The organism is Neisseria sp. CCUG12390 (assembly GCF_047837985.1).
Classification (GTDB): Bacteria; Pseudomonadota; Gammaproteobacteria; order Burkholderiales; family Neisseriaceae; genus Neisseria.
Map to the genome: position 1 here is coordinate 1,872,601 of NZ_CP181244.1, position 26,641 is coordinate 1,899,241.

Consider the following 26,641-nt stretch of genomic DNA (forward strand, 5'->3'; position numbering starts at 1 on the left):
CAGCCTCCAACGGCTGCATTTTCGTTGACTCATCAGTCTTGTTTTCAGACGGCCCGATCTTACCGGTTGGAACCTTTCACCATATCCATCAAAAACAGGCGGCAATCCAAGTTACCGTTATACAAAGGGATTTTGCGCTTGGGCGACAGGCGCATGAATTTCGGCATGTCGCGGTCACCGGTAAACATACCGATGAGCCAGCCCGCATAATGCTGCTTCAACCACGAGCCGAGCTGCGGATACAGAGCCTGCAATGCTTGGATTTCGGCCAGGCGCACGCCGTAAGGCGGGTTGGAAATCATGATGCCGTTGTCGCCGTTAGGGCGGGCATCTTGCGCGTTTTTTACCTCGAAACGGATAAACCCGTCCACTTCCGCCGCTTCCGCATTTTGAACCGCCGCACGAATCATATGGCGGTCATTGTCACTGCCCGCAATCGGTGCAGCAGCCGGAACGATTTGCCCGCGCGCCTGTTGGCGGATTTTGACCCAAGCCGCTTTGTCGAAATTTTGCAGCTTTTCAAAACCGAAGCGGCGCATCAAACCCGGTGCGCGGCGCGTAGCAATCCATGCCGCCTCAATAGCCAGCGTGCCGCTGCCGCAAAACGGATCTTGAAACGGCTGCGTACCGTCGTATCCGGCCAAAAGCAGTAATCCGGCGGCCAGGTTCTCGCGCAACGGGGCTTCGCCTGTGTCTTGGCGGTAGCCGCGTTTGAACAGGGCTTCACCGGAAGTATCGATAAAAATCTCGATATTGCGCTCGTCCATAAAGGCATGCACGCGCACGTCGGGATTGATTTTGCCCACGCTCGGGCGCGCGTCGTAAATATCGCGGAACGAATCGCACAGCGCATCTTTGATTTTCAGGCCGACAAAATCCAGACTTTTGACATTGGCGCGCTTGCCCTCGACCTTGACTTTGAAGGTCTGCTCCAGTGTAAACCAGTTGAACCAATTGATGTTTTTGGCCAATTTATAAATATCGGCTTCGTTGCGGTAGCTGCCTTTGGTCAGGCTCAGCAGCACGCGGCTGGCGGTGCGCGAGTGCAGGTTGATGCGGTAAACCTGTTCCATCTCCGCTTTGCAGGCCACGCCGCCGTCGGTAGTTTGAATGTCTTGGATATTCAGGGATTTGAGTTCGTCGGCCAACGGCATTTCCAAGCCGCGCGGACAGGTGATGAATAAAGCGTATTGGGTCATTTCGGATTCCTTTCTGGGTAGCGGAACGCAGGCTTTCTACGTTTGGATGAGAATTTGAAGCAAGGGATTATAGCGCAGATTGCAATAGGTAAGATTTTTATTTTTCAGGATTTTTTCAGACAAACAGGCCGTCTGAAAATGTTCAGACGGCCTGCTGTTTAACTTATCAACGATTTAATCTTTTCATGTTTCCATAATTTTTAAAGCGCATCAACCTTATTACAAATTTTCAGTACATGATCCAAACCGTAAAACAAACTATCGGTATCAACATTCATATCTTTTAGCATATTAAGAATCAACTGATATTTCCGACGGATATAATAAGTATCTTTGCGCGTATGCCTACCGACTCTGCGATTAAAACAAACAGGTTCATGATGCGCAATCCGATTCCGTATCTGATTAATCTCACCCAATACTCTATGAATTCGCTCACGTTTGCTTTCTCTGCCTGAAAAGCGCATCAAAGGCGAAACTGATGATAATACTGCAATCTCATTGATGTCCTTACCCATATTCAAAATAGCTTGGTATTGATTTGGCTGAAAAAGATTGGTCCATAAACCGAAATTCAGCTCTGCAATTAATTTGCCATGCGAATATGATCTATTCCTATGAATCTTGCTATATTTTTCATCAATTATATTTCTTGTTTTGACACACAATGGCGTATTAAAAATACCACCGGGTTGTATAGCGTCTCTTAACCAATCATTTTGAGCAACCTCTTGATCTATTTTATTGCGCAAAATAATTTCAAACATAGAAATCATACTGAACAATTCTTGCGAAAGCTGTAAATTATAACGGTACAGTATTATTGCTTTACGGTTATTATTCGCTGTTGCCGCTTGATAACGTAAAAATCGTTCACTGGAAATCAGTTGTTCAAAGACACTACTTTTCATAAATTAATTTGTAATTGAGAAAATTTTGGTTTACAATTCTATCATTAATTCCTGCATAGCAGGTCATGACGATGGGGCGGTTTCACAATTGTGAAACCGCCCCATACCATTTTCAGACGGCCTATTCTGCGGTAAAGGCCGTCTGAAAAACCTGTCCGCCGATGTTGATGTCGGCCAGATAATCATGACGGTTTTCCACGCACACCGGCAGACGGATTTGCTTGGCCGCCCATGTGCCGTCGGGTTCACGTCGGATATTGAAGCGGTTGAAACCCATGTCCATGTCTTTCATGGTGAAGCTCACGGTAATGTTTTCGGTGTCTTCAGGAACATTTTTCAACGTAATATCAAAAGGCTGCTTGGCATAAACCTTATCGCTGAATTTGACATACACACCGTTGGGCAACGTGCAGCCCTGCGTTACCCGGCATTCCGCCTGCCTGGCTTGCGGCTGTTGCCGCTGCCACCAACCCAAGGCGATGAGTTTGACTGCGGCAAACACCATCAGCAACGCGCCTGCAATGATTAACTTTTTGTTTTGACTCATTTTCAGACGGCCTCGATTTCGTCTTCGACCAGCACGCAATGCGCCCCCTGCTCCAGCCATTGCACCTGATATTGCGCCGCCCAATCGGGCAAAGCCGCAATCACGAGCGGTACGGAAACGCCCTGTTTGAGTATCTCCAACGCGGCTTCGGCGGCGGTTTGGTTCTGCACCTGCCACACCACCACATCCGCGTCCTGCGCTTTTTCCCATTGCGAGGCCGTCTGAATCACAACCCACACGCTTTGCGCCGCAGGCATTCTGCCGGTCGCGCGCAATTCAGGTTCGCCGATTAATATGTTTTCGTGTTGCGGTTCGGCCGAATCATACGGCACGACGCGGTATTCGCCCATGCGGTTGAACCCCCGCAAACCGCTTTTCAGACGGCCTGTCAAACGGCGCGGCACGGACAGGGCCTTCAAGAGCGCGCCGTTGGCGGGCAGCATCGGCGACACGGTAAAATCCCCCGCTTTCTGCCACGACCATTTCTGCCCTTCTCTGGCCTGCAATTCGCCCGACCATTCGTCGGCCTCCACGCGCAGAAAACGCAAATACACATGCGCGTGTTCGTAGGCATGGATTTTGGTCAGCCACGGCGTCGCGCGGCGGATATGAATGCCGAGTTCTTCTTCAAACTCGCGTTGCAGGGCTTGGAATTCGGTTTCGCCCGCTTCGACTTTGCCGCCGGCAAATTCCCAATATCCGGCATACGGCTTGCCTTCGGGACGCGAGCTTAAAAGATAGTCGCCGTCGCGGTTCAACACGATGCCGGCGACCACGCGGATTAACGGGCGCGGGTCTTGAGCCATGATGTTTTTCATTCGGATAATCTGCATAAGTTTTCAGACGGCCTTTTTCTCCTGAAACACAAAGGCCGTCTGAACATAATATTTTAACGCGCCGACAAAACCATGTTTGTCCGCGCATCGGAGACATTTATTTTTCGGCAACCGCAAAAGCCAAGACGGTATCCTCTTCATCCGCCATGCTCAGGCTGACGTGGCGGATGCCCTGTTCGTCCAACCACTCTTGCAACACCGGCGCGTAGAAAAATTCAGGTTTGCCCATCTCGTCATGGCCGACGCCGATATTGTGGAACGACACCGCGCCGCGGATGCCCGTGCCGACGGCTTTGGCAAAGGCTTCTTTGGCGGCGAAGCGTTTGGCCAGATAATTCACGGGCTTCCCGGCTTGGGGAAACTCCATCAGTTCCTCGGGGCTGAGAATGCGTTCGGCAAAGGCCTGGCCGAATTTTTTATTGAGGCGGACAATGCGTTTCAGCGAAACGATGTCGGTGCCGATTCCGTAAATCATGGGGTTCTCCTTTTTCCTTTGCTGCAGGTTGGACGGCAGGCCGTCTGAAAACTATTTCGCCGTCAGCCGCGCTTTGAACATCACGTCTTTCATCTGGCGGATGGCTTCGGGCAAGCCCAAAAACACGGCTTGGGCGATGAGCGCGTGGCCGATGTTCAGTTCCTTAATCGCAGCGATTCGGACGATGGGGGTAACGTTGTGAATGGTCAAACCATGTCCGGCGTTGACCACCAAACCCGATTCGTCGCCGAAACGCGCACCGTTCTGAATCCGCGCCAGCTGCCGCGCCTGTTCGGACGGCGTGTGCGCGTCGGCATAGGCACCGGTGTGCAGCTCGATGACGGGCGCACCGACATCTTTGGCCGCCTGAATCTGCGCCTCGTCCGCGTCGATAAACAGCGACACGCGGATACCGGCGTCGGTGAGCGTGCGCGTGAATTCAGCGATTTTCTCCTGCTGCGCCAATACGTCCAAACCGCCCTCGGTGGTGATTTCCTGACGCTTTTCCGGCACGATGCACACGTCTTCCGGCATCACTTTGAGCGCATTTTCCAGCATTTCTTCGGTCAGGGCCATTTCCAGATTCAGGCGCGTGCGGATGGCGTTTTTTACGGCGAACACGTCGGCATCTTTAATATGGCGGCGGTCTTCGCGCAAATGCAGCGTGATGAGGTCGGCACCGTGGGTCTCGGCAATCAGCGCGGCTTCGACGGGGCTGGGATAAACCGTACCGCGCGCGTTGCGGACGGTGGCGACGTGGTCGATGTTGACGCCTAAGAGCATGGTGTTTCCTTTCGGTGTTTTTGATGTTTCAAGATTTCAGACGGCATTGACAAGAAGCCGCGCCGTAAACCGGCATTGCCTTGGGCTGCAGAAATCTGTTGGGTTTGCACTGATTCGGTTTCAGACGGCCTTAAGCCATCAAGCATATGGCGTTGTTGCTCCGACCCGCATGACGCTCTTCAGACAGCCTGCGGATTTGCTTCATGCCGTCCGAACGACATCGGGTTCAAATCAAACTGCTGCAACTGCTGCAACACCTGCCGCGACTTTATCCCTTCGGGAATACGGAAATCGAGCAGCAGGCGGTTGATTTTCAAGGCTTCCTGCAAACTTTGGCCGTCTGAAAAAGTACCCTCGCGCAATTGGACTAAGGTGTTTCCGTTGACCGCAATGCCTCCCGCCTGCAAGCCGTCCGCCTGCGCCAGCGGCACAAGCGCGTCTTCGGGGCGCAGCCGGTATTGCCGTTCGGCGGCGATTTCGTCGCCGTTATGGTCGCGCGTCAAATCAGGCGCGTAGCCCGAATGGTGCAAAAGCTGCCACTCGAAGCGGCGCAACGCGGCGATATGGTTCGGTTCGCGGCACAAAGTCTGCATGGTTTCGGCCAAGGTGTCATACAGCCCGGGCATCGGGTCTTCGCGTGCGGTGAGTTTCAGCATCAGCTCGTTGACATACAGGCCGCTGAACAAAGCCCGGCCTTGCGGCAGCGGCCAACCGCCCAACCATTCGGCGCGGTGCAGCGTTTTCAATTCCTGGCTGCCGTACCACGACGCGCTCATCGGCACGAAGGGCACCAACACGCCGCGCAATTCGCTCATGCGTTTGCGTGCGCTGCGGGCAAGCAAGGCCACGCGGCCGTATTTGCGGCTGTACACTTCGAGCCACAGGCTGCTTTCGCGCCACGGCGCGGAGGCGAGCATGAAAACGGGTTCGTGGTTGATTCGGTGTTCGGACATGTTTTTCGGGTCGGACGGAATGGGGAAATTATAACGTTTTTCAACTGAAAAGGTGATGAAAATGCCGAAAGGCCGTCTGAAAAGAAACCCCGCCCGTTTTTTTCAGACGGCCTTGTTTTCAACATACCGCATTGCGCCGATGTTTTCAGGCAAATCAGGCTTATTGAAAGAATCTTGCCGTTTTCAGACGGCCTTTTGTTACAATAGCCGCACTCACACCCATTGCGAGAAGATCATGTCCCGTTTCCGTACCGAACCCGTGCTTTCCGGCGGACAGCCGAACAAAACCGCCGTTATCCTGATGAACTTGGGCACGCCCGATGCGCCGACCGCGCAGGCGGTGCGTCCGTATCTGAAAGCCTTTTTGTCCGACCGGCGCGTGGTGGAACTGCCCAAATGGATTTGGCAGCCGATCTTGCGCGGTTTGGTGCTGACGCTGCGCCCGAAAAAAAGTGCGCACGGCTATGAAAAAATCTGGTTCAAAGAAGGTTCGCCTTTAGCGGTTTATACCGAACGTCAGGCGCAAGCGTTGGCGGCCGCGCTGCCCGGTGTCATCGTGCGCCATGCCATGACCTACGGCAATCCGGGCGTGCCGGAAGTGTTGCAGGATTTGAAAAACCAAGGCGTGGGCAATGTGCTGGTGATTCCGCTGTATCCGCAATATGCGGCTTCGAGTACCGGCGCAGCCTTGGACAAGGTGTTCGCCGAATTGCAGCGGCAGCGCAACCAAATGGGCTTGCGCACGGTATCGCGTTTTTATGACGATGCAGGTTATATCGAGGCGATGAAACAGCACATTCAGGCTTATTGGGCGGAGCACGGACGCGGCGAGAAACTGATGCTGAGCTTCCACGGCATTCCTCAGAAAAACCATGACGACGGCGACCCTTACCCGAAAGAATGTTTTCAGACGGCCAAGCTGTTGGCCGCGGCTTTGGGTTTGAGCGAAAACGATTACATCGTGTCGTTCCAGAGCCAGTTCGGCAAAGCGAAATGGGTGAAACCGAGTACGCAGGATCTGTTTGACGAACTGCCCAAACAGGGAATCACCAAATTAGACGTATTCTGCCCGGGCTTTCTGGCCGACTGTTTGGAAACCATGGAAGAAATCGCGCTGATGGGGCGCGAGCAGTTCCATCAAGCCGGCGGCAAACAGTATCACTTTATCCCGTGCCTGAACGATAGTCCTGCTTGGATTTCTGCTTTGACGGATTTGGCGAGAAAAAACCTGCAAGGCTGGATTTAAACCGGAGAATGAAAAAGGCCGTCTGAAAAGCAACGATACTTTTCAGACGGCCTTTTGTTTCGCCGTTATTTTTTACTCAAGGTCAAGCCCGTCCAACCGAACACCAGCGTCAACGCCAGACTCAGATAGCAGAAGAAGGCGAACGGCAGATATTCCCACACCGGTACATTCAAAGTTTGGCTGATGAACACGCCGCATACGCTCCACGGCACCAGCGGGTTGATGACCGTACCCGCATCCTCCAGCGTGCGCGAGAGGTTGCGCTGATGCAGGCCGAGCTTGTCGTAAACCGGCTTGAAAGTTTCGCCTGCCAGCAAAATGCTCAAATACTGCTCGCCAATCAGGATATTCACGCCCAGCGAAGTCATGGCGACGCTGAAGGTGGCGCGGCTGATGTTGGTCAGGAAACTGCGGATCATGTCGAGCAGGGTCGGAATCACGCCTAAGGCGAACAGCAGACCGCCCAAGCTCATGCCCAAAATCACGATGGTCTGCGTAAAAAACATGCTTTCCAAGCCGCCGCGCGAAATCAGGCCGGTAATGTCTTTGAACTGTTCGCCTTCGAGCTTGTAGCCGCTGAAAAACCACGTACCCAACTGCTTCAAATCAGGGCTGCAGTGGAAATAAGTCACCATCAAAGCGGCAAGGGTACAGAAAATCATCGACACCACGGCGTTCACGCGCATCATCGCCAACACGGCCAGCAAGGCAAACGGTATCAGCGAATCCAAATGCACCAAACCGGTGGATGCCAAAGCATTACGGAAATTTTCGATGTTGTTCAAATCACCGACCGCCACCGTCGGCAGCACCCACAGCATCAAAGCCGCGCTGATAAGCCAGGCCGGAACGGTGGTGTACATCATGTTTTTGATGTGTTCGAACAAATCGATACCGACAATCGAAGCGGCGATACCGGTGGTATCCGACAAGGGCGACATTTTATCGCCGAAAAACGCACCGGAGACAACCGCTCCCGCCGTCATCGCCAAATCCGCGCCAAACGCCGTTCCGATACCCATAAACGCCACGCCGACCGTCGCGCAGGTGGTAAAGCTGCTGCCGATGGCCACGCCGACCACCGAACACAGCGCAAAGGCAGAAAGGTAAAAATAAGTCGGCGAAATCAGGCCGAAACCGTAATACATCAGCGTCGGAATCGCACCGCTCATCATCAGCGCGCTCACCATCAGGCCGATAAAGAAAAACAGATACACCGCCCCCATGCCCTGGCTGATGGCGCGAATCATGCCGTCCTGCATGTCGTTGTATTTCAAACCGCGGCACAAACCGTACAAAACCAAGGCGACAATCGCGGCAATAATCGACATGTGCGGCAGCCACCCGAGCGAAATAATCGAATAGCCCATCATGGCAACCAGTAAAACCGCCACCGCCACCGCTTCCCAGCGCGGCATGTCGAGCAGTGATTTGAAGCTGAACATGTTCTGTTTCCTGTATTTAAGACAACAGGCATTTTATCGGGTTTACGTCATTTTACAAACTGATTTTTACATCGGCCGGACATTTTCATCAAAATGTCATCCGTTCCCGACTCATGCAAAAAGGCCGTCTGAAAATTTTCAGACGGCCTGACGAAAGAGACAACCCTTATGCTTCGTCGGCTTTGTAGCCTTTTACCGCAAAGAACACGATGTACACATAACAAATCGCCGATACGATGTAAGAAGGCAGCAGGCCGTAGTTGTCGGCCGCCCAGCCTTGTACCACGGGTACAATCGCACCGCCCACAATCGCGGTACAAATCACGCCCGAAGCGGTACTGGTGAATTTGCCCAAGCCTTTTGTCGCCAGCGAGAAGATGGTCGGGAACATAATCGAATTGAAGAAACCGATTAAGAGCAGCGACCACATGGTCACGGTGCCGCCGCCTGCCAAAATCGCAATAATAATCAGCGCGATGGCAACGGTAGCGTTAAACGCCAGATATTTGTTCGGCGCGATTTTGTTCATCAGAGCCGAACCGACGAAACGGCCGACCATCGCACCGCCCCAGTAAAACGAGAGATACCTTGCGCCGGTGGTGTGGTTCAGGCCTGCCAAAGCTTCCAACGCGTTAATCATCATCGAGCCGATGGCCACTTCCGCACCGACGTAGCAGAAAATGCCTGCCGCACCGAAAACCAGATGGCGGTATTGCCACACGCTGGTTTTGCCGTCGTGATTGGCTTCGGTTGCCTCTTGGGCGATTTGCCGCGCATCCGGCAGCTTAATCATTGCCACGGTTACCGCCAGCAACAACATAAAGCCCGCCAAACCCAAATACGGGATTTGCACGGAAGCAATGCGTTCCGCCTCTGTTGCCGTCGCGTCAACAAAAATCAGCATCGCTCCCAACGGCGGCGCAATCATGGTCGCCAACGAGTTGAATGCCTGAATCAGGGTCAGCGTGGTCGATTCTTTGCCTTTGGGCGCAAGCAGGGTCACATACGGATTGCCCGCCACCTGCAGCAATACGATGCCGCTGGCCAAAATAAACAGCGCAGCCAGGAATACGGCGTAAGAATGGCTGCCGGCGGCCGGATAAAACAGCAGGCAGCCGATTGCCGCAATCACGAAACCACCGATGACGCCGGTTTTGTAGCCGAATTTTTCAACGAAATGCCCCATCGGAATCGACATAATCGCATACGCGCTGAAGAAGCAGAACTGAATCAGCATCGCCTGCACATAAGTCAGATTGAAGATTTCTTTCAGATGGGGAATGAGAATGTCGTTCATGCAGGTGATGAAGCCCAGCATAAAGAACAGGGAACCCAGCACCGTCAAGGCCGGGGTATTGCTTTTATGGGTTTGCGCAGACATTGGGTGCCTTTCGTCTTATGTAGTCAAATTAAACAAGCAAAGTTAACTTACGTTAAGTTCAGATGGAATCATACTGATATTTTGTTATTTTGCAAATCATTATTTCCACTCTCCGACCGGATTTCCCATAAAATTGCGGTAAATCAAATCACATTGCCGTGAGAAGCAGATAAACCCGAGCACAACGTTATATTCTTACAAAACAATGACCATGCCTTTACTCTATGCCTACATTGCACTGGCTTTTTCAGCCTTCACTTCCGCCACTATTCTGCCCGGCACTTCCGAAGCCGCATTTACCGCATTTGCCCACCAATTCCCAAACCACGCATGGGGCGGCTGGCTCTGCGCGGGCTTGGCCAACGGCTTGGGCAGCATGGTTTCATACGGCATGGGACGCTTGCTGCCCGATAAGAAAAGGCCGTCTGAAAAAACGCTGCGTTATTTGGAAAAATACGGCATTTGGTCGCTGCTGCTGACATGGCTGCCGGTCATCGGTGATGCCTTGCCGATTGCGGCTGGCTGGCTGCGCTGGCCTTGGCTGATATCGGGTTTGCTGCTGATTACGGGAAAACTGCTGCGTTATGCGGTAATTTTGGCTGCGGTGAAGGCTTGGCTGTAATCTCTTCTTGGTGCATCTCCTCTTTACACCAAAGGCCGTCTGAAAATTTTCAGACGGCCTTTTGCATAAGACCATTCAATCCGGCTTACCAGACATAGTTTTCCTTATCCATGCGGCGCGCGGTAATCGATGCGCCCAGCAACAGGGTGCGCATCAGCCTTTCCGTGGCTTCAATCAGCAAACGCTCGCCGTCGATAATCGCCTGCTCCAGACTCATCGGAATCGGCACAATCGACGCGATGGCATCGATGCCGATGTCGTATACATCCTGCGCCCCCTTGCCCAGCGTACCGGCCAAAGCCACCACCGGCACACCCAAGTTACCGGCGCGCCAAGCGATTTCGGCAGGCACTTTGCCGCGCGGTGTTTGGAAATCGATCGCACCTTCGGCGGTAATCACCAAATCGGCTTTTTTCAAGAGCTGGTTCAAATCGAATCCGGCCAAACCCGAATCCAGCAACGCTTCGAAACGCGACACCAGTTGCGCACCGACCGCCGCCAAGCCTGCGCCCAAACCGCCCGACGCGCCCGTACCCGCACCTTTGGCAAAATCGACATGCGAGGCTTGCGGCAGGCAGTATTCCTCCAGCTTGGCCGCCCAGTTTTCAAAGCCTTTTTCCAATTCTTCCACCTGGGCAGGGGTTGCGCCTTTCTGCGGACCGAACACGCGCGCCACGCCGCGCTCGCCGGTCAAAATATTATGGGCATTCAAAGCCATCACCATTTTGATCTTGCCGTCGCGGATGGCCGGAGGAATGTTATCCATGTCAATCTTCGCGACTTTTTGCAGAAAGCGGCCGCCCTGACCGACTTCGAGGCCGTCTGAATCGGTAATTTTCGCACCCAAAGCCTGCAACGCGCCCAAACCACCGTCGCTGGTTCCCGAATCGCCGCAGCCGATTAAAATGGTATGGATGTCGTGTTCCAACGCGGCCATAATCAGTTCGCCCACGCCGTAAGTGGTGGTCAGAGTCGGGTTACGCATATCGCGCGGCACCAAGCGCAAACCGGCAGCGGCGGCCATTTCGACCACGGCCACGCCTTCGGCCTGCCCGCCCAGCAGGGCGAAATGCGAATGCACAGGCTCGCCGACCGGTCCGGTTACGGTTTTATACACCAGGCGTCCGCCGGTGGATTTGGCCAACATCTCCGCCGTTCCTTCGCCGCCGTCGGGCATAGGAATGGCTTTGATAAATGCGCCCGGAATGGCACGGCGCACGCCGGCGGAAATGGCTTTGGCCACCATATCGGCATCGAGTGATTCTTTAAAACCGGCCGGTGCGACCAGAATATGTTGGGGAATGGCTACAGTCATGTCGATTCCTTTCCGAATCAAAGGGTCAAATGAATTGGAAACTTATTTCACAAACAAAGGCATACCGATTAGCGGCCACACATAAAACGCAAACAGCAACACCAGTGCCACGCTGATGGGAGCCAGCCACATACTCAATTTCAATAAGTCGCGTCCGGAATACGTCGGCGCATCATCAACCTTGGCATAGAGTGCCATCGGTTTGGCCGAACTGCTCATGGTGTGGCAGAATCCGGCGGCGGCAGTAGAAGCAAACGCGGCGGCTACGGCAGACACCCCCACTTCCGGCGCAAGCGACACCACAATCGGAATCAACACTGCCGAACGTGCCGAGCGCGACTGAATCACCAAGTGCGCCGCAGTCGAAATCACCACGATGATGGTGACGAATAAAATACCCGCCCCCGTACCGCCCTGCTTAATCGAACCGAGCATACTGTCGGCCGCCCAAGCCGCCGCACCGCTGGTGACCAAAGCCGAACCCATCGCCAGCGTCGCCGCCATAAAAATCAGCAACGACCACGGCACCGATTTCAACGCCTTGCCCAAGTCCACCACACCCAAACCGGTGCTGCTCATCAAGAGACCGCCCGCCAGCGCAATAATCGCCGGATGGATACCGTGCATCGGTTCGGTACACCACATGACAATCACACCCGACACCAGCCAGCAGGTTTTCATCTGATCGGGCGTCAAACGGCCGCGGATTTTAATCGTGGTATGGTTTTGCAAATCGCTCACGGCAATGCTCAACGGGCGGCTGCGCTCCTCACGGTCGGTAAACAGATACAGCACCAGCTCCACACATATCACGCTTGCCACAACGGCCAAAGGCAGACCGTAAAACATCCAGTCGGTAAACGAAAACGCCGGATAGCCGCCGGTAGCCAAAATCTGGCTGGTAATCAGATGCGCACCCGCACCCAGATAAGAGCCGACCGCAGAAAGCAGAATCACCGAAGGGAACAGCAAAGCCAAAGCCAGCACCAGACGCGGACGCTCGCGCAACACGGAAGACAAGGCCAAAAACACCGGCATGGCCAAGGCCGCACGCCCCGAAGTGGATGGTACGGCAAACGCCGTCGCCACCAAGGCCGCACCGCTCAAGTGCATCAGCTGCCGCGGCGACTTCGCACCCGATACGATAAACGCCGCCGCCCGCGTCGCCAGCCCCGAAGCGGTAATGCCCGCCGCCACCACAAACGAACCCAACAGCAGCCATACCGTATCGTCGCCCAAAGAATCAAACAGAATCTTTTCCGGCAGCACGCCCATGACGACCAGCAGCACGGCAGCCCCGAGCGCGACATAAGTGTCGTCGATTTCGGAGAAAATCCAAAACCAGACCGCCACGGCAAACACCGAAAGCGTCACCGCCGCCTGCGTTCCCAAACCGCCGGAAGCATTACCGGCCGACAAAACCGTCCACCATACCACCAGCGCGCCCACCAGCAAGGCGGCGATAAAAGCGGCCGCGTGTTTGCCGGAAAACATACGGCCAAACCAGCCGCGTTTGCCCTCTTCTCCCCCGGCCGCTTCAATCAGGCCGTCTGAAAAGCGCGGATTGTTGAGATTCAGCGACGAACGGGTGCGGTAATAAATTTTATTCGGTTCGTCTTTGTCTTTTAAAACAGGGTTCATGCGCATTCTCCGGCTTATTGTTCTTGCTGCATGGCTGCTATCGCTGCTTCGCGCACTTCTTTTTCTTCAGCCGCCGAGGCTGCATGCGCCAAGGGAATATCGATGCCGAATGCCGTACCGTTTTCTATGTCCGACTCCACCCAGGCATAGCCGCCGTGGGCATGCGCCACCGCTTTGACCACCGCCAAACCGATGCCCATCTGCGGGCCGTTCCAATCACCCCTGCGTTCGTAAGGACGCATCGGCTCGAAAACATTTTGCGCTTCGTCATTACTCAAAGGCATGCCCGGATTGACTATCCAAAAGCTGGCCATGCTGCCGCCGTGCTGCGGACGACGTACCGATGTGCCGATGCGGATGGCTTCGCCTGCCTGCGTATGTTTGGCGGCATTGTCGGCCAAATGCATCATGGCGGTGAATACGTGTTTGGCATCCATATGGGCAGCCGCATCGCTGCGCTCGGCCACTTCCCATTGGTGCTCGGGATAACGCTTCTTCAACTGCTCGGCCAGCTTGACGGCAAAACTGTCAAGCCGCGTTTCACGGTCGTGCAGGAAGTCGTTTTTACCGCTCTCCAACAGCAGATCCAAATTATGCGACAGGCTGTGCATTTTTCCGGCCACTTCGTCGAACATCTGCGTCTGCACCTCGCCCTCGGGCAAATGCTTGCGGATTTGCTGCAAATTGGCAGCCTGCTCTTTCGCCTGCGCCTGTACTTCATACAGAACATGGTTCTGTTCCAAATGCGCGCTGTTGAGCCGGTCGAGCATTTTATTGATGGAGCGGGCCAAACGCGACAATTCATCGTCTTGGTCTTCCGGCAGCCGCGTATCCAAGTTAAAGGCATCGATGCCGTCTGAAAGCCTTGCAAAGCGGTGAATCGGCGCCAAAATGCGGCCTGCCGCTACCCATGCAATCAGCAATACCAACAGCAACGCGCCGAACATCATCCCGAACAGAATCCGCATGTTCTGCTGTACTTCTTCGATGTCGTGACGTAAAAACTGCGTATAAAGCATCGCACCTTTTCGCCCGCTGTCACCCTGCACCACACTCTTGCCCCAGCGCATCGGCCCGTCCGCAGTCTCGATGATGCCGGAAGGCTTCGGATCATTAATCAATTTATTGAGCATCTCGCGGTTGGCCGCCATCCGCTCACCTGCATCTTGAGGCGCATTGTCCACCACCAGCACATCGGTCAGCGTCACCGCAATAAATGCTTCGCCGCGATCGGGGGTTTGACGCTTGAGATACACTTCCATCAAATCGGTAATGGATACAAAGGGCTGGCGCGTGCGCGGATCCAAAGCTTCGGAGGCAAAAGCGGTAAATTCCTCCGCTTCCTGCATAATCGCCGCATTGGCATCGACGTGTACCTGACGGATAAAAATCGAACGGGCAGTCAGAATCAGCACCAAGACCATGACCACCGTAGTGAGCAGAATCCAACCGGCAATCCGCCAGCGTGCAGTTGCCTTAACACCCAATAACTTGTTTTTCTTCATTGCTTATCCTTTTCAGACGGCATACCGGCTTTGCGCTCAGACGTTTTGCCCGCATTACCCGCAGCATCGGGGTAAACCACGATATTATCTTCAGGCTCGAGGTTTTTAATCGAACGCGCTTTATACGAAAGCGGAATTTCCTCAGCATCACGCCCTACCTCGGGTTCGGCGTTGCGCTTACCGGATTTCAGCAACTTCACGTGTAACACGTCGCCTTTCAACGGCGGATCAGATACGGTTCGGGTCAAGTGCTGCGCAACCACAGCCACACCGAGCGGTACGCACAACACCAATGCAATGATGATCAGTCTGGATAACATGAAAAGCCCTTTATTTTGAAGAGTTTCAACAAATATGCTAACAATCTGCCATCTTTCAGCAGGATTACCGTGCTTTAGGTACAAGTTTCACAGCATCATGCAACAGATTCGGGTAATGGAATTTAGACAGTATGAAAATAATATTTAAAAAAATAATAATATGGATGATATTTTCAATATATAGTATAAAGTTCCGTATCAAAATGTAATAAAAATTAAACTTAATTTAACATTCAAACCATCAAAACTAATTTTTTGTTTAACTTATTAACGAAAAATCACTCTAAAAAAACACTTCTTATCAAGAAAATTGACATAACATTTTGCTTCGGCCGATATGGGCAATGCTTTGTCCTGCATAAGGCCATGACACGGTCACAAATGCGCGGAACTAAAAATATTGCAATTCTAGAAAGCGTTTATTACAAAAATGTGACAATCCTGTCATGTAAAGAACACCGGATTAATCTATTAACATATTGATTTTATTTGATTATCATAAATATATCTGTACTAAAAAACGGAGCGGGTCATATATGGCAGATACATTTTGGCCGATACGGCAAAACAGGTACGGGTACCAAACCGTCAGCTTACAGCCGGTACATGCACCGACATTTCAACGACGTATCAACAACTATCAATGCCATAGCAGCCCTCACAAAACCAAAGTATTCATTCCCCGCAAACCATCCGACCCACCCATACCTGCCGTTGTAACCGACAATAAAAAAGGCCGTCTGAAATTTCAGACGGCCTCGAAATCGATTCGATTTTAATCACAACACTTTTACAATACTTTGGCAAATATAACCGATGTTCTCTTCAGTCATGCCGGCCACATTAATCCGCCCCGAACGCACGATATAGATGGCAAATTCGTTTTTCAGGCGGTCAACCTGTTCCGGGGTCAGACCGCTGAATGAGAACATGCCGTTTTGCCCGGTAATGAAATCAAAATCCTGAACCGCTCCTTCGGCTTTAAGCAATTCCACAAATTTCCCGCGCATGTCCTTGATACGGCCGCGCATTTCGTCGAGTTCCGCAATCCATTGCGCCTTCAGATCCGCATCTTTCAGCACCAGCGCAATCGTGTTCGCACCGTGTGAAGCCGGATTCGAATATAACGTGCGGATGATGGTTTTCACTTGGCTGTGTACGCGGTTGGCGGCTTCTTCGTTTTCCGCCACTACGGTAAACGCACCCACGCGCTCGTTATACATGCCGAAGTTTTTCGAATACGAGCTGGCAATCAGCAATTCTTTATTGCATTTCAAGAAGCTGCGCAAACCGTAGGCATCTTCTTCCAAACCGTTGCCGAAACCTTGGTAGGCAAAGTCAAACAGCGGCAACCAGCCTTTTTCGGCCGACATTTTCGCCAGCGTATCCCATTGTTCCGGGGTCGGATCGATACCAGTCGGGTTGTGGCAGCAGCCGTGCAGCAGCACCACATCGCCTTTTTCGGCACGGCTCAAATTTTCAATCAGGCCGTCCCAATCCAGCTTGTGTCCGGCCGCATCGTAATAGCGGTAATCGCATACTTCGATGCCGACGGCTTTGAAAATCGCGTTGTGGTTCGGCCAAGTCGGATTGGAAATCCAAACCTTTTTCACCCCCAGCTGGCGTTTGGCCAGTTCGGCAGCAATGCGCAACGCGCCCGTTCCGCCCAAGCTTTGCGCGGTTTTGGCACGGCGGCTGGCAATGATTTCATGGTCTGCGCCAAACAGCAGAATCTGCGTTTGCGCATTGTATTCGGCCACACCGTCGATGGTCAGGTAGTTTTTGCTGGTTTCGGTATCCAGCAGGCGTTTCTCCGCCTCTTTAACCGCCTTGACAATCGGCGTTTCGCCTTGGGCGTTTTTATAGACACCGATGCCCAAATTGACTTTTTCGGCGCGGGTTTCGGCTTTAAACGCTTCGCCCAAGCCTAAAATGGGATCGGCAGGCGCAGCTTGGATAGAATCAAAAAACATGATTGGCTCGCTTTGAATTTGAGGAATAAAAACAGAACGTTTGAAACAGTAACTCTTAAAATTTTACGCCTTTTCAGGCCGTCTGAAAACCGGATTTACCCGGCCGCATACAAACTGAAACCTTTCTGCCGCATGGTTTTGATGACAGGGCTGTGTTTTGATATTCCGTCGATAACGTTCTCATCCCGGCATCGGCCGGGCAAGTCCGCCTCACTTCCCTGCCCAATCAAAAATGGCACAACGATTCCGGAATGCTGCCAACATCCAAATACAATCTGAGACCTTGCAAAACTCAGATTAAACCTGAAAACCCATGCTTCTTATTAGAGATTTTTGAACATTTCAGGCGCTGCAAAAGTCCCAACCTACCAAAAAAGCACATCTTCCGGCAGATGTGCTTTTTCCAAATTTATCAGCGGTTGCTGTATTTATAGCCCAAGGCTTCGGCTTCTTCTATGGTATGGACATAAACGTCGCCGCCGCCTATATCCATGCGTACCAAGTCATATGGCTCCCATCCGCCTTGGTGGATTTCTTCGTATTTGGCCGGATTTTTATCCGCCAAATACGGCAGAAAATACTTTCTGCTGCCGCGTTTTCCGGTATGGCATTTCACCAAGGGATAAGGCTGAACCGCCAAATCATCCAGCAGCACGACCCCCTGCTCTTGGGCATAAGCGGCCACCTGTTCGGATAATTTCGGCTTGGCCGCCAATACGGCATGCACTTCGCCGCGGATCGCACGCTTCTCGATGATGCCCTGCATGTTTTTCACGATGCGGTCGATGACATTGTTGACATTGGTTTTGGCCACCACGCCTTCACTCCAGTATTTGGTCTGCACAAAATGCGTCACGCCGTCTTTTTCGCAAATCAAATCAATACCGCGGTTGGCGTTGGCCACGCCTTCGGTCAGACCGTAATATTCGACACGCCAGCCCGCGCGCTCGTACAGATAGCCGAGATAACGCTCGTAACGGTCGCCCGCTTCGCGTTTGGACAAATTGCGGCGGTTGGCATATTCCCACAATTCGCGCTCGCGGCCTTTGAGTTCTTCCTCATCGACTTCGCCGCGCGGCGCATCGGCGGCGGTAAAACCAGAAGGAAAAATGGACGCAAGGGCTATATTTCCGTTCTCAGCATCGGGCTTTTCAGCAACTGTTTCTTGCTGCGGCCGGTCAGTTTCCGCTTCATCCACATCCCCGCCCGAAGCGCGCAAAGATTCGGTGTCAAAATCTTCATCATGTTCTTCAACCGTTTGATTGTTTTCAGACGGCCTGTCCGCTGTCATTTCTGTTTCGTTTGTTTCAGACGGTATCCGGCTTTCCGCTTCGGTTGTAGAAGCTTCTGAGGAATCTTCGTCTTCGTCGTCCTCATCATCTGGTTCAGGTTCGTCTTCCGCAATCAGACGCGCGTGCCGTTCGAGTAGGCCGCTGAAAGCGTCCGTCCATTGCCGCCACTCCTGTGAAGCAACCGAATTACCGTGTTTCTTGTAAAACGCCTGTTCGAAATACATGCGGTATTTCAGCTGCTCTTTGCGGATGACGTTTTCTTCATCTGCCGAAAATTCCGGCTTTACCTGCAGCTTGGCTTCCCAAGCCTGCACGTCTTTTTCAAACTTGGCATAAGCGGCTTTGATTTTCTCCAAATCAGTGTCGGAAATATCGGTCTGACTGCTTTCCGCAGGCTCTTCGCCATGATTGGCCACCACCGCCAGCTGCATTTTTTCCTTGGCCACCTGACGCGACAAAGCATTCTCCTGCTCGGTCTGTTTTTCTGCGTCGAGCCTGCTTTTTTTCCGGTGTTCCACCCAGCTCAGAATCATCGCCAAGGCAACAATCAACAATATAATCAAGGCTATAATAATAATGACATCCATTTTGTCTGCTTTATGGTTATGCTGTTATACGTTTGTTCGGTATTTGGAAAGGCCGTCTGAAAAATTTCAGACGGCATGTTTTATCAGGCTGAATTTGATTTGGCGTTGATGTTTTATACCGTCATTTGCTTAACGCGGATTGACCGGCCGATGAACGCCCTACAAAACGGTTTATAAAACCGCCAACAAATCCAGCGGTGTATCGATGCATACGTCCTGCAACCACGCTTCGGTATCGTCGTCTTCGGCAATGTAGCCCCAATTGACCAACACCGCTTTCATGCCCGCATTCTTCGCCGCCTGCATATCGCGCTCGGCATCGCCCAAATACACGCACTCTTCCGGTTTGACGCCGATTTGTCCGCAGGCGTGCAGCATCGGTTTCACGCTGGGCTTGGCTTCGCCGCAGGTGTCGCCGCTGATGACCACCGCCGGCGGCACGGCAAATCCGAGTTGCGGCACCAATTTATCGGTGAATTTCGCCGGTTTGTTGGTAATGATGCCCCATGCCAAGCCGCGTTTGTCGAGTTCGCGCAACAATTCGTTGATGCCGTCGAACAATACCGTTTCATCGGCATAACACTCCTCATAGCGGTCGAGAAATGTCTGCCGCCATTGCGCATGGTCGGGATGATCCGGCGTGATGCCCGCGCCCATTTTCAGTAAACCGTTGGCGCCGTGGCTGGCGACGGGGCGGATTTCATCCATGCTTTTTTCGGCCAATCCGTTGGCACGCAATACGAAATTCAATGCACCGCCCAAATCCTGCGCAGTGTCGGCAAGCGTGCCGTCTAAGTCGAATAATACGGCTCGGGTCATGAGTATTCCTTATCGATACAGGCCGTCTGAAAACAAAAAAGGCCGTCTGAAAATATGTAAATTCCAAACGGCATGATTTTAACAGATTTTAATGATGTCCGTGTGTGTGCGGGTGGGCATGTGTGTTGAAAGAACACAACACGCTGTCTTCGTGCGGGTGGCGGTCACTTTCGACCTGCACCGTGCTGTGGGTGATGTTGTGATGCGCCAAAACATGTTCGATCTGATAAATAATCCGCTCGGCTTCAGCAACCGCCAGCCTGCCGTCTACCACAATATGACAGGACAACACATTGATATTGCTGGTAATCGTCCACACATGCAAATCATGTACCGACTGCACGCCTTCAACCTGCCGGATGGCGGCCAACACTTCGCCGGTGTCCACATTTTCCGGTGCGCCTTCCATCAGAATATGCAGCGTCTGCCTGAACAATACCCAACCGCTGCGCCCGACCAAGGCCGCCACCAGAATACTGGCCAAGGGATCCGCCCATGTCCAGCCGTAGGCCATCATCAGCAAGGCCGCCGCAACCGCGCCGACGGAACCGAACATATCGCTGAGCACATGAAGATACGCACCACGCATGTTGACGTTTTCCTCGGTATCGCCGTTTTTCGCCATATACACGGCCACGCCGACATTGACCAGCAAACCCAGCACGCTGATGAACAGCATACCGGCGGTGGCGATTTGCGGCGGTGCAATAAAACGCTGCACCGCTTCGTAAACAATCAGCGCGGCAATCGCCACCAAGAGCAGGCCGTTCAATGCCGCCGCCAGGATTTCGAAACGTTTGTAGCCGAAAGTCTTTTGCAGCGTCGTCTGCCTTTCGCCGATTTTGAACGCCCATAAGGCCATGCCCAAGGAAAACGCATCGCTGAACATGTGTCCCGCGTCCGACAGCAGCGCAAGCGAGTTGGTCAGCCAGCCGCCTGCGGCCTCTGCCAGCATAAAGGCGGAGATGATGAAAAACGAAATGCGCAAAACGGCTTTATTGCCGGTATGCGAATGAGCGTGTGTATGCGTGTGAGAATGATGATGTGCCATATCTCTTCCTTTTGAGGCCGTCTGAAAATTTTTCAGACGGCCTTTCCTTCTTTCAGGCTCTGCTCGAAATCTTCCAGCATAGCCAGTTCAAACGCGCTGAATCCCGCCCGCTCCCGGGCTTCGATGTTGACATAGCCGCGGAAAATAAACATATCGTAACGCGCCAGCAGCCTGCGGAACAAAGCAATCGGCTCCAAGCCGCGTTCGCGGCACAAATGCTGGTACCAATGGTTGCCGATGCGGACATGGCCGACTTCATCGCGGTAGATAATGTCCAACACCGCGCAAGTGTCCGCATCGCCGCGCTGTTCCACCTTGGCGCGGATGCTCGGCGTTACGTCCAACCCCCGCGCCTCCAGCACGCGCGGCACCAAAGCCATGCGCAGCAAGGGATCGTAGGCGGTTTTGTAAGCCATGTCCCACAAATGGTTGTGCGCTTCGAAACCGCCGTAGTCGAAACCGTAATGCCGCAAGCGGTCGCGCATCAGATTGAAATGGTAAACCTCTTCTTTCGCCACCAGAATCCAATCTCGGGTAAACTGCGGCGGCATCAGGCGGAAACGGTAGGCTGCGTCCAACGCCAGGTTGACCGCATTAAATTCGATGTGTGCAATCGCGTGCAGCAACGCGCCGTAGCCTTCCGGCGTGGTCATTTTGCGCGGTTTCACGGCCGAAGCCGGTACCAGTTCCGGCTTTTTCGGCCGGCCGGCAAAACGGAAATCCAAAGGCGGATGCATGCCGTCATCCGTTAATTCGACATTCTGTATTTCGGCAAACAATTGGTTGGTCAGCGCGCTTTTTTCATCGGGCGCATCAGAAAGCAAGGCGCGTTCGAGCAAAGGATAAGGGTTATAAGGCATGATTTCTCCGCATCGGGGTTTGTATGCATTATAACGCGACGAGATCTTTCAGACGGCCTCTCATTTATTTGCCGATACAGAGATGAAATTTGTAAAGACCACCGTAAATACTGTTTATCCAACAATTTTCAGAATTAAAAAAATGTGAAAACCCATCTGTTTTCCCGTGTAAAAATACCTAAGATTCAAATCCCTAGGCCAAATTTGACACATTTACAAAAACTAAATCCCCCGTCTCCCCCTTGTAAGCGGAAAAATTACGCCTATACTGGACGCCGTCAACCCCTGAACAAGGAAACACAGTATGAAACAACCAACCCTTTTGAAATGGATTGCCGCCGCAGGCCTGAGCGCAGCCGTCGGCCTGGCACATGCAGGCGCAGTCGATGCGCTGAAAAAGTTCAACAACGATTCAGACGGCATCTCCGGCAGCTTCAGCCAAACCGTCAAAAGCAAAAAGAAAACCCAAACCACACACGGCACATTCCAAATCCTGCGCCCGGGTCTGTTTAAATGGGAATACACCAAACCCTACAAACAAACCATCGTCGGCGACGGCAAAACCATCTGGCTTTACGATGTCGATTTGGCGCAAGTAACCAAATCACCGCAAGACCAAACCATCGGCGACAGCCCTGCGGCGATTCTGTCGAACAAAACCGCGCTCGACAGCAGCTACACGCTGAAAGAAGACGGCTCGGCAAACGGCATCGACTACGTCTTGGCCACGCCGAAGAAAAACAACGCCGGCTATCAGTTCATCCGCATCGGCTTCAAAGGCGATACCTTGGCCGCCATGCAGCTGAAAGACAGCTTCGGCAACCAAACCACCATCAGTTTCAACGGCTTGAACACCAAACCGAACCTGTCTCGCGGCACATTCAAATTCACGCCGCCCAAAGGTGTGGACGTATTGAGCAATTAATCGGCTCGAAATAAAAAGGCCGTCTGAAAACCCATACGGATTTTCAGACGGCCTTTGCTTTGGTTTAAACCTTCCGTTTCAGCAACACACCGCTTTCGATATGGTGGGTAAACGGAAATTGGTCGAACAATGCCGCGCGCGCCACCGTATGCGTTTGGCTCAATTTTTCCAAATTGGCGCGTAAGGTTTCGGGATTGCAGGAAATGTAAATCACGTTGTCGAATTGCGCCACCAGTTTCAGCGTTTCGTCATCGATGCCGGCACGCGGCGGATCGACGAAAATGGTGGAAAACTCATAGTCGGCCAGCTCCACACCCTGCTCCTGCAAGCGGCGGAATTCGCGGTTTTTCGTGTAGGCCTCGGTAAACTCTTCGGCGGACAAACGCGCGATTTTGACGTTGCCGCTCCGGTTGGCCTCGATGTTCCACAGCGCGGCGTTGACCGATGTTTTCGACACCTCGGTCGCCAATACGCGCCGGAACTGTTTGGCCAACGGCAGGGTAAAATTGCCGTTGCCGCAATAAAGCTCGAGCATGTCGCCGCCCAAGCCCTGCGCCGATTCGCACGCCCACGCCAGCATTTTTTCGCACACGCGCGCATTGGGCTGGGTGAAGCTGCCTTCGATTTGGCGGTAACGGAAATCCTGATTGCCCACGCGCAAGGTTTCGGTCACGAAATCCTGCGCCAACACCAGCTTTTGCCCGCGGCTGCGGCCGATAATCCATACGCCCAATTCGTCCTGCAAAGCGCGGGCGGCGGCTTCCCATTCGGCATCCAGTTTCTTATGATAAATCATCGTCACCAGCATTTCGCCGCTCAAGGTAGCCAAAAACTCCACCGCATACCAACGGTTTTTCAGGATAGGGCTACCGTTTACCGCCGCAATCAGGCGCGGCATGAGTTCGTTAATCGAACGGTCAGCCGCGTCAAATCGGTCGCAACGCACCAAACTCGCGCCACTGGCTTTCTGTCCGCGCTCGAACATGGCGTAAAAAATCTCGTCGCCCTCATGCCACACGCGGAACTCGGCACGCATCCGGTAATGTTTTTCAGGCGATTCAAATACCTGAATATCAGGAAAATCCAATCCGCGGAACAAATCCTGCAAATAACGGATTTTGTCGTTTAACTGCTGTCGGTAGGCATTCATCACGTAACTCTAGAATCATTTGAGCCGCCATTATAATATAGGCTGTCTGAAAATGATGTGATTTTCAGACAGCCTTCTTATCTATATCTATTCTTTTAAACACTTTGATGTTTTATCTTCTCTTGATAACACGATAACCCGATGATTCAACTCTCCCCGTCTTGGCGCACAATTCATCACCGCAACGCACAATATCTGCCCGATTAATTTTCCCCAACATATCCGCATCCATTCTTTTTTGTTCTACCATTTTTGAAAAAAAGAAAATCAGCGCAATACCGCCGACAACCAAAGTCATCAAAGTTCCCATTGCAATCATCATCCAGCGGGTTGCCAACTTTTTATTCTCTTCATTAACTTTATTGAGATAAGTATTAAATTCCCTGACTTGCTGAACCATCTGATTCCGAGCTTCCTCCATATCTTCAACATAATGCCGAACAGCTCGGGAAGCTTCTTGTGTAATTTCTTCACGAACCATTTCAACCATCATTTTTCTTTGCTCACCCAAAGAACTATCTAGCTGAGACTGGATATTTCTAACAACATATTCACTATCTTGTTTGAATTTGGAAATTACCCCTGCCGTCTCCAATACAAGACTTTTTGCCCGTTCAAATTCATTTCTGTCTTCCATTTTAAATATTCCTAATTATTGTCCAAATCATAAAATAAAGATGCTTGTATTGGAAATACAAGCATCTTTAAAATCATAATTAGCCGAAAGAACGACCACCGAAGTCTCGTGCCTGCTGCTGTGCTATTTCCTGCATCTCACGAGCCACCTGCTGTTGCTGCATATCCCGTTGAGATTGTTCCTGCACCCTCTCCTCAATACCTGTCATGACTTGGGGATTTTCTGCTAACATTTTTGAAGCAAAAGAACCGTCTTTATCGTTTCGGAATTGTCGGAAAAAATCCAACTCTTCTTCTGATTTTATTGCATCATTGACAAGGCTTGTTGAATTCTGCAAATTATACTTAGTGAATTTATTCGGATTTTGCTTAATATTATTCATATATTCGATTTCGTTTTCTGAACGTTCCTGAAATTTCTGGTCCGTACCATATTGCTTGATTCTAGAACGTAATTTTTCCTCAGAAATTTCTCCTCGCCAATAATCGCCAATCGCATCAGCCATTTTCCCAGCTTTATTTGTTGAACCATGATAAACCATCGAATATAAGCCTGCTCGTTGTTCTTCAGACAATGCTTCAACAGGACATTTGTTTTTTGCCAATAGCGTATCTAACCTAACTTCATATTCAGAGGATATTCTATTATACAATTCCAATGTTTGCTCATTCGTCATTGTGAGTTTCATCGTGCTTTGAGCCGAAGTCAAAACATCCCACGAACGAGTGTCTTTGTTGAAGGATATATCGCCCAATACAGATTGAGCTTCTTTTCCAAAAGTAGATTTCCTAAAATCAGCTAAAGTTTGATAGTGCTTATCTTTATGCTTATCTAATACATCCGTATACTTTTCTAAGGTTGAAATTAATTTTCTTCTATCATCGTCGGATATTTTCGTTATATCTGCAATTAAATTTACACGAGAATAATTTAGTTCCCAGCTTCTATCTTTCTGTCGCTCAACCAATAAAACACCTATCCCAGCAGTAGGTAATCCATAGGTATCCAAATAGATATTATTAATGAAATTTTCATTTTTCTCTACCAGCCTATCACGAGCAGCCAAATATTTCTCATTACTAAAATTATTACCCATCTATATTTACTCCTGTTCAGATTTCCATTTATTAACAACCCAGCAAAAAATCTCTGGCTCCAAATAATTTATACCATTACGGACAATATAATTGATTTTTATACACCCTGGTCTGATTATACTTATAGTTCCCTCATAGAGGATATTATCCATTTTTTCTAAAAATTTTTGACTTTTCGGATCAAAAATATAAAGTGTATCTACTATCTGCAAGGACGGATAAAGTGAAGAAGCAAGAATATCCAAATAACCATCATTATTGAAATCTTCCACCTTTAACAAATCAGAAATATTTCCATCTTTTAATGCTTTGCCTACCTGTATTATCTGTATTTTTTTATTAACTTTATTCACAATTTTTATATTATACTGTCCAGAATTTGACTCTTTTATATTATCTTCTATGATAGAGACATCAAAAGGAAAATTTTGCACTTCCTGGTACAATAAATTATTTCTTAAATAATTTTCTTTTTCATTTACTGTACCGCATGCAGTAATAACCAATAAAACCACCAGCAGTGGAATTAAACATTTTTTTAAAATCATTATTTACTCCTAAAAATATCTTCTCGTTTTACGTCCGAAAATTTCAATATTTTATTAAATGATTCTTTCGTTTTCCTGACTGTATTCACCAATTGCGCATTCGCTGTATCAACCACAGATCTAGCAGCCTCTGCCAAATACCAATCTTTCTTTACAGAATCGTAGTGAAATATATATTGTTCATTCCATCTTTCCCAACCGCCACCTTCTATTTCTACAATCACACTATCTTTCTCCAGGTTAATATCATATTCAGAATCACCGCATTCCCCACAGGGGATAATATTGCTATTGCTTACTTTTTTGATAAGTTTGTCATTCTTATCATGTAACCAAAGTGTCAATACTCGTTGTTCATTAGTAGTTTCAGATACCGTAAACTTACTTTTTGTGGTATCCGTATTCAAAATTTCTTTTTTAATAATAACATTTTCAGTTTCACTTCCTTTTAAAACCTTATCTTTCGGAGCTGAAATCGGATTTGATATACAACCGCTTAAAAGAAATATACTCAACAAAATTC

General features: G+C 51.0%; 26 protein-coding genes. 3 read left to right on the forward strand and 23 right to left on the reverse strand.

The genetic code is table 11. From position 1 onward, the window contains the following. Window positions 1-59: 59 nt before the first annotated feature. The 7 genes from ACM67E_RS08755 to recO all read right to left on the reverse strand — a co-directional run bounded on the left by ACM67E_RS08755 (window position 60) and on the right by recO (window position 5,704). Window positions 60-1,199 carry a THUMP domain-containing class I SAM-dependent RNA methyltransferase gene (locus ACM67E_RS08755; protein ID WP_416191069.1) on the reverse strand — a complete coding sequence of 380 codons (1,140 nt, stop codon included), beginning with the start codon at window positions 1,197-1,199 and terminating at the stop codon, window positions 60-62. Between the two features lie 200 nt (window positions 1,200-1,399). Next, on the reverse strand, window positions 1,400-2,110 hold the full coding sequence (locus ACM67E_RS08760; RefSeq protein ID WP_416191070.1) for an Abi family protein: 711 nt from the start codon (window positions 2,108-2,110) through the stop codon (window positions 1,400-1,402). Window positions 2,111-2,231: 121 nt separating this feature from the next. Then, complete coding sequence (locus tag ACM67E_RS08765; protein ID WP_416191071.1) at window positions 2,232-2,657, reverse strand: hypothetical protein; 426 nt, start codon at window positions 2,655-2,657, stop codon at window positions 2,232-2,234. Window positions 2,658-2,659: 2 nt separating this feature from the next. Then, window positions 2,660-3,463: an NUDIX domain-containing protein gene (locus ACM67E_RS08770; RefSeq protein WP_416192765.1), complete on the reverse strand. Its 804-nt coding sequence runs from the start codon at window positions 3,461-3,463 to the stop codon at window positions 2,660-2,662. A gap of 127 nt (window positions 3,464-3,590) precedes the next feature. Continuing rightward, entirely contained in the window at window positions 3,591-3,968 is a 378-nt protein-coding gene (gene acpS, locus ACM67E_RS08775) for a holo-ACP synthase (RefSeq protein WP_416191072.1), read from the reverse strand. A gap of 51 nt (window positions 3,969-4,019) precedes the next feature. Next, window positions 4,020-4,751, reverse strand: a complete 732-nt coding sequence (gene pdxJ, locus ACM67E_RS08780; protein WP_416191073.1) for a pyridoxine 5'-phosphate synthase — start codon at window positions 4,749-4,751, stop codon at window positions 4,020-4,022. A 179-nt stretch (window positions 4,752-4,930) separates the two neighbouring features. Continuing rightward, the gene (recO, locus tag ACM67E_RS08785) at window positions 4,931-5,704 is read right to left on the reverse strand and encodes a DNA repair protein RecO (RefSeq protein WP_416191074.1); all 774 of its coding nucleotides are present in this window, start codon (window positions 5,702-5,704) and stop codon (window positions 4,931-4,933) included. A gap of 235 nt (window positions 5,705-5,939) precedes the next feature. On the opposite strand from recO, the gene hemH reads away from it, so the two are divergent. Continuing rightward, window positions 5,940-6,950: a ferrochelatase gene (gene hemH, locus ACM67E_RS08790; protein ID WP_416191075.1), complete on the forward strand. Its 1,011-nt coding sequence runs from the start codon at window positions 5,940-5,942 to the stop codon at window positions 6,948-6,950. Between the two features lie 65 nt (window positions 6,951-7,015). Here hemH and nhaC read toward each other — a convergent pair whose 3' ends face one another. Both nhaC and ACM67E_RS08800 read right to left on the reverse strand, forming a co-directional pair. After that, window positions 7,016-8,395: a Na+/H+ antiporter NhaC gene (nhaC, locus tag ACM67E_RS08795; RefSeq protein WP_416191076.1), complete on the reverse strand. Its 1,380-nt coding sequence runs from the start codon at window positions 8,393-8,395 to the stop codon at window positions 7,016-7,018. A 166-nt stretch (window positions 8,396-8,561) separates the two neighbouring features. Beyond that, on the reverse strand, window positions 8,562-9,776 hold the full coding sequence (locus tag ACM67E_RS08800) for a sugar MFS transporter (RefSeq protein WP_416191077.1): 1,215 nt from the start codon (window positions 9,774-9,776) through the stop codon (window positions 8,562-8,564). A gap of 211 nt (window positions 9,777-9,987) precedes the next feature. Between ACM67E_RS08800 and ACM67E_RS08805 the strand changes: the two genes are divergently transcribed. Further along, entirely contained in the window at window positions 9,988-10,398 is a 411-nt protein-coding gene (locus tag ACM67E_RS08805) for a YqaA family protein (protein ID WP_416191078.1), read from the forward strand. 85 nt (window positions 10,399-10,483) lie between these two features. Here the strand turns inward: ACM67E_RS08805 and ACM67E_RS08810 are convergent, their stop codons facing one another. From ACM67E_RS08810 to ACM67E_RS08850, 9 genes are all read right to left on the reverse strand, one after another. Continuing rightward, window positions 10,484-11,713: a glycerate kinase gene (locus ACM67E_RS08810; RefSeq protein WP_416191079.1), complete on the reverse strand. Its 1,230-nt coding sequence runs from the start codon at window positions 11,711-11,713 to the stop codon at window positions 10,484-10,486. A gap of 42 nt (window positions 11,714-11,755) precedes the next feature. Then, the gene (locus tag ACM67E_RS08815) at window positions 11,756-13,354 is read right to left on the reverse strand and encodes an SLC13 family permease (protein WP_416191080.1); all 1,599 of its coding nucleotides are present in this window, start codon (window positions 13,352-13,354) and stop codon (window positions 11,756-11,758) included. Between the two features lie 14 nt (window positions 13,355-13,368). Further along, window positions 13,369-14,859 carry an ATP-binding protein gene (locus tag ACM67E_RS08820; RefSeq protein ID WP_416191081.1) on the reverse strand — a complete coding sequence of 497 codons (1,491 nt, stop codon included), beginning with the start codon at window positions 14,857-14,859 and terminating at the stop codon, window positions 13,369-13,371. Next, window positions 14,856-15,179 (reverse strand): hypothetical protein, encoded by a 324-nt coding sequence (locus ACM67E_RS08825; RefSeq protein ID WP_416191082.1) that lies wholly within the window; start codon window positions 15,177-15,179, stop codon window positions 14,856-14,858. The genes ACM67E_RS08820 and ACM67E_RS08825 overlap by 4 nt, the downstream gene beginning before the upstream one ends. A 779-nt stretch (window positions 15,180-15,958) precedes the next feature. Beyond that, a complete protein-coding gene (locus ACM67E_RS08830) occupies window positions 15,959-17,152 on the reverse strand; it encodes an amino acid aminotransferase (protein ID WP_416191083.1) in 1,194 nt (397 codons plus the stop codon). A 412-nt stretch (window positions 17,153-17,564) separates the two neighbouring features. Next, window positions 17,565-19,031, reverse strand: coding sequence for a hypothetical protein (locus ACM67E_RS08835; RefSeq protein ID WP_416191084.1), 1,467 nt, complete (start codon window positions 19,029-19,031; stop codon window positions 17,565-17,567). 171 nt (window positions 19,032-19,202) lie between these two features. Then, window positions 19,203-19,850 (reverse strand): HAD family hydrolase, encoded by a 648-nt coding sequence (locus ACM67E_RS08840; RefSeq protein WP_416191085.1) that lies wholly within the window; start codon window positions 19,848-19,850, stop codon window positions 19,203-19,205. Window positions 19,851-19,938: 88 nt separating this feature from the next. Beyond that, on the reverse strand, window positions 19,939-20,901 hold the full coding sequence (locus ACM67E_RS08845) for a cation diffusion facilitator family transporter (protein ID WP_416191086.1): 963 nt from the start codon (window positions 20,899-20,901) through the stop codon (window positions 19,939-19,941). Between the two features lie 32 nt (window positions 20,902-20,933). Next, the gene (locus tag ACM67E_RS08850) at window positions 20,934-21,761 is read right to left on the reverse strand and encodes a ferritin-like domain-containing protein (RefSeq protein ID WP_416191087.1); all 828 of its coding nucleotides are present in this window, start codon (window positions 21,759-21,761) and stop codon (window positions 20,934-20,936) included. A 304-nt stretch (window positions 21,762-22,065) separates the two neighbouring features. Between ACM67E_RS08850 and lolA the strand changes: the two genes are divergently transcribed. Then, entirely contained in the window at window positions 22,066-22,686 is a 621-nt protein-coding gene (gene lolA / locus ACM67E_RS08855) for an outer membrane lipoprotein chaperone LolA (RefSeq protein WP_416191088.1), read from the forward strand. 64 nt (window positions 22,687-22,750) lie between these two features. Here the strand turns inward: lolA and trmA are convergent, their stop codons facing one another. From trmA to ACM67E_RS08880, 5 genes are all read right to left on the reverse strand, one after another. After that, entirely contained in the window at window positions 22,751-23,836 is a 1,086-nt protein-coding gene (gene trmA, locus ACM67E_RS08860; protein WP_416191089.1) for a tRNA (uridine(54)-C5)-methyltransferase TrmA, read from the reverse strand. Between the two features lie 112 nt (window positions 23,837-23,948). Further along, the gene (locus ACM67E_RS08865; RefSeq protein ID WP_416191090.1) at window positions 23,949-24,473 is read right to left on the reverse strand and encodes a lytic enzyme; all 525 of its coding nucleotides are present in this window, start codon (window positions 24,471-24,473) and stop codon (window positions 23,949-23,951) included. Window positions 24,474-24,552: 79 nt separating this feature from the next. Beyond that, window positions 24,553-25,569 carry a hypothetical protein gene (locus tag ACM67E_RS08870; protein ID WP_416191091.1) on the reverse strand — a complete coding sequence of 339 codons (1,017 nt, stop codon included), beginning with the start codon at window positions 25,567-25,569 and terminating at the stop codon, window positions 24,553-24,555. A 6-nt stretch (window positions 25,570-25,575) separates the two neighbouring features. After that, a complete protein-coding gene (locus ACM67E_RS08875) occupies window positions 25,576-26,118 on the reverse strand; it encodes a hypothetical protein (RefSeq protein ID WP_416191092.1) in 543 nt (180 codons plus the stop codon). Continuing rightward, window positions 26,118-26,633: a hypothetical protein gene (locus ACM67E_RS08880; protein ID WP_416191093.1), complete on the reverse strand. Its 516-nt coding sequence runs from the start codon at window positions 26,631-26,633 to the stop codon at window positions 26,118-26,120. Before ACM67E_RS08880 ends, ACM67E_RS08875 begins: the two co-directional genes overlap by 1 nt. Window positions 26,634-26,641: the final 8 nt, after the last annotated feature.

Bases quoted from the DNA above. Each gene is read 5' to 3' on its own strand.
- ACM67E_RS08755 (WP_416191069.1), bottom strand. From the start codon at position 1,199: ATGACCCAATACGCTTTATTCATCACCTGTCCGCGCGGCTTGGAAATG.
- ACM67E_RS08760 (WP_416191070.1), bottom strand. From the start codon at position 2,110: ATGAAAAGTAGTGTCTTTGAACAACTGATTTCCAGTGAACGATTTTTA.
- ACM67E_RS08765 (WP_416191071.1), bottom strand. From the start codon at position 2,657: ATGAGTCAAAACAAAAAGTTAATCATTGCAGGCGCGTTGCTGATGGTG.
- ACM67E_RS08770 (WP_416192765.1), bottom strand. From the start codon at position 3,463: ATGGCTCAAGACCCGCGCCCGTTAATCCGCGTGGTCGCCGGCATCGTG.
- acpS (WP_416191072.1), bottom strand. From the start codon at position 3,968: ATGATTTACGGAATCGGCACCGACATCGTTTCGCTGAAACGCATTGTC.
- pdxJ (WP_416191073.1), bottom strand. From the start codon at position 4,751: ATGCTCTTAGGCGTCAACATCGACCACGTCGCCACCGTCCGCAACGCG.
- recO (WP_416191074.1), bottom strand. From the start codon at position 5,704: ATGTCCGAACACCGAATCAACCACGAACCCGTTTTCATGCTCGCCTCC.
- hemH (WP_416191075.1), top strand. From the start codon at position 5,940: ATGTCCCGTTTCCGTACCGAACCCGTGCTTTCCGGCGGACAGCCGAAC.
- nhaC (WP_416191076.1), bottom strand. From the start codon at position 8,395: ATGTTCAGCTTCAAATCACTGCTCGACATGCCGCGCTGGGAAGCGGTG.
- ACM67E_RS08800 (WP_416191077.1), bottom strand. From the start codon at position 9,776: ATGTCTGCGCAAACCCATAAAAGCAATACCCCGGCCTTGACGGTGCTG.
- ACM67E_RS08805 (WP_416191078.1), top strand. From the start codon at position 9,988: ATGCCTTTACTCTATGCCTACATTGCACTGGCTTTTTCAGCCTTCACT.
- ACM67E_RS08810 (WP_416191079.1), bottom strand. From the start codon at position 11,713: ATGACTGTAGCCATTCCCCAACATATTCTGGTCGCACCGGCCGGTTTT.
- ACM67E_RS08815 (WP_416191080.1), bottom strand. From the start codon at position 13,354: ATGAACCCTGTTTTAAAAGACAAAGACGAACCGAATAAAATTTATTAC.
- ACM67E_RS08820 (WP_416191081.1), bottom strand. From the start codon at position 14,859: ATGAAGAAAAACAAGTTATTGGGTGTTAAGGCAACTGCACGCTGGCGG.
- ACM67E_RS08825 (WP_416191082.1), bottom strand. From the start codon at position 15,179: ATGTTATCCAGACTGATCATCATTGCATTGGTGTTGTGCGTACCGCTC.
- ACM67E_RS08830 (WP_416191083.1), bottom strand. From the start codon at position 17,152: ATGTTTTTTGATTCTATCCAAGCTGCGCCTGCCGATCCCATTTTAGGC.
- ACM67E_RS08835 (WP_416191084.1), bottom strand. From the start codon at position 19,031: ATGGATGTCATTATTATTATAGCCTTGATTATATTGTTGATTGTTGCC.
- ACM67E_RS08840 (WP_416191085.1), bottom strand. From the start codon at position 19,850: ATGACCCGAGCCGTATTATTCGACTTAGACGGCACGCTTGCCGACACT.
- ACM67E_RS08845 (WP_416191086.1), bottom strand. From the start codon at position 20,901: ATGGCACATCATCATTCTCACACGCATACACACGCTCATTCGCATACC.
- ACM67E_RS08850 (WP_416191087.1), bottom strand. From the start codon at position 21,761: ATGCCTTATAACCCTTATCCTTTGCTCGAACGCGCCTTGCTTTCTGAT.
- lolA (WP_416191088.1), top strand. From the start codon at position 22,066: ATGAAACAACCAACCCTTTTGAAATGGATTGCCGCCGCAGGCCTGAGC.
- trmA (WP_416191089.1), bottom strand. From the start codon at position 23,836: ATGAATGCCTACCGACAGCAGTTAAACGACAAAATCCGTTATTTGCAG.
- ACM67E_RS08865 (WP_416191090.1), bottom strand. From the start codon at position 24,473: ATGGAAGACAGAAATGAATTTGAACGGGCAAAAAGTCTTGTATTGGAG.
- ACM67E_RS08870 (WP_416191091.1), bottom strand. From the start codon at position 25,569: ATGGGTAATAATTTTAGTAATGAGAAATATTTGGCTGCTCGTGATAGG.
- ACM67E_RS08875 (WP_416191092.1), bottom strand. From the start codon at position 26,118: ATGATTTTAAAAAAATGTTTAATTCCACTGCTGGTGGTTTTATTGGTT.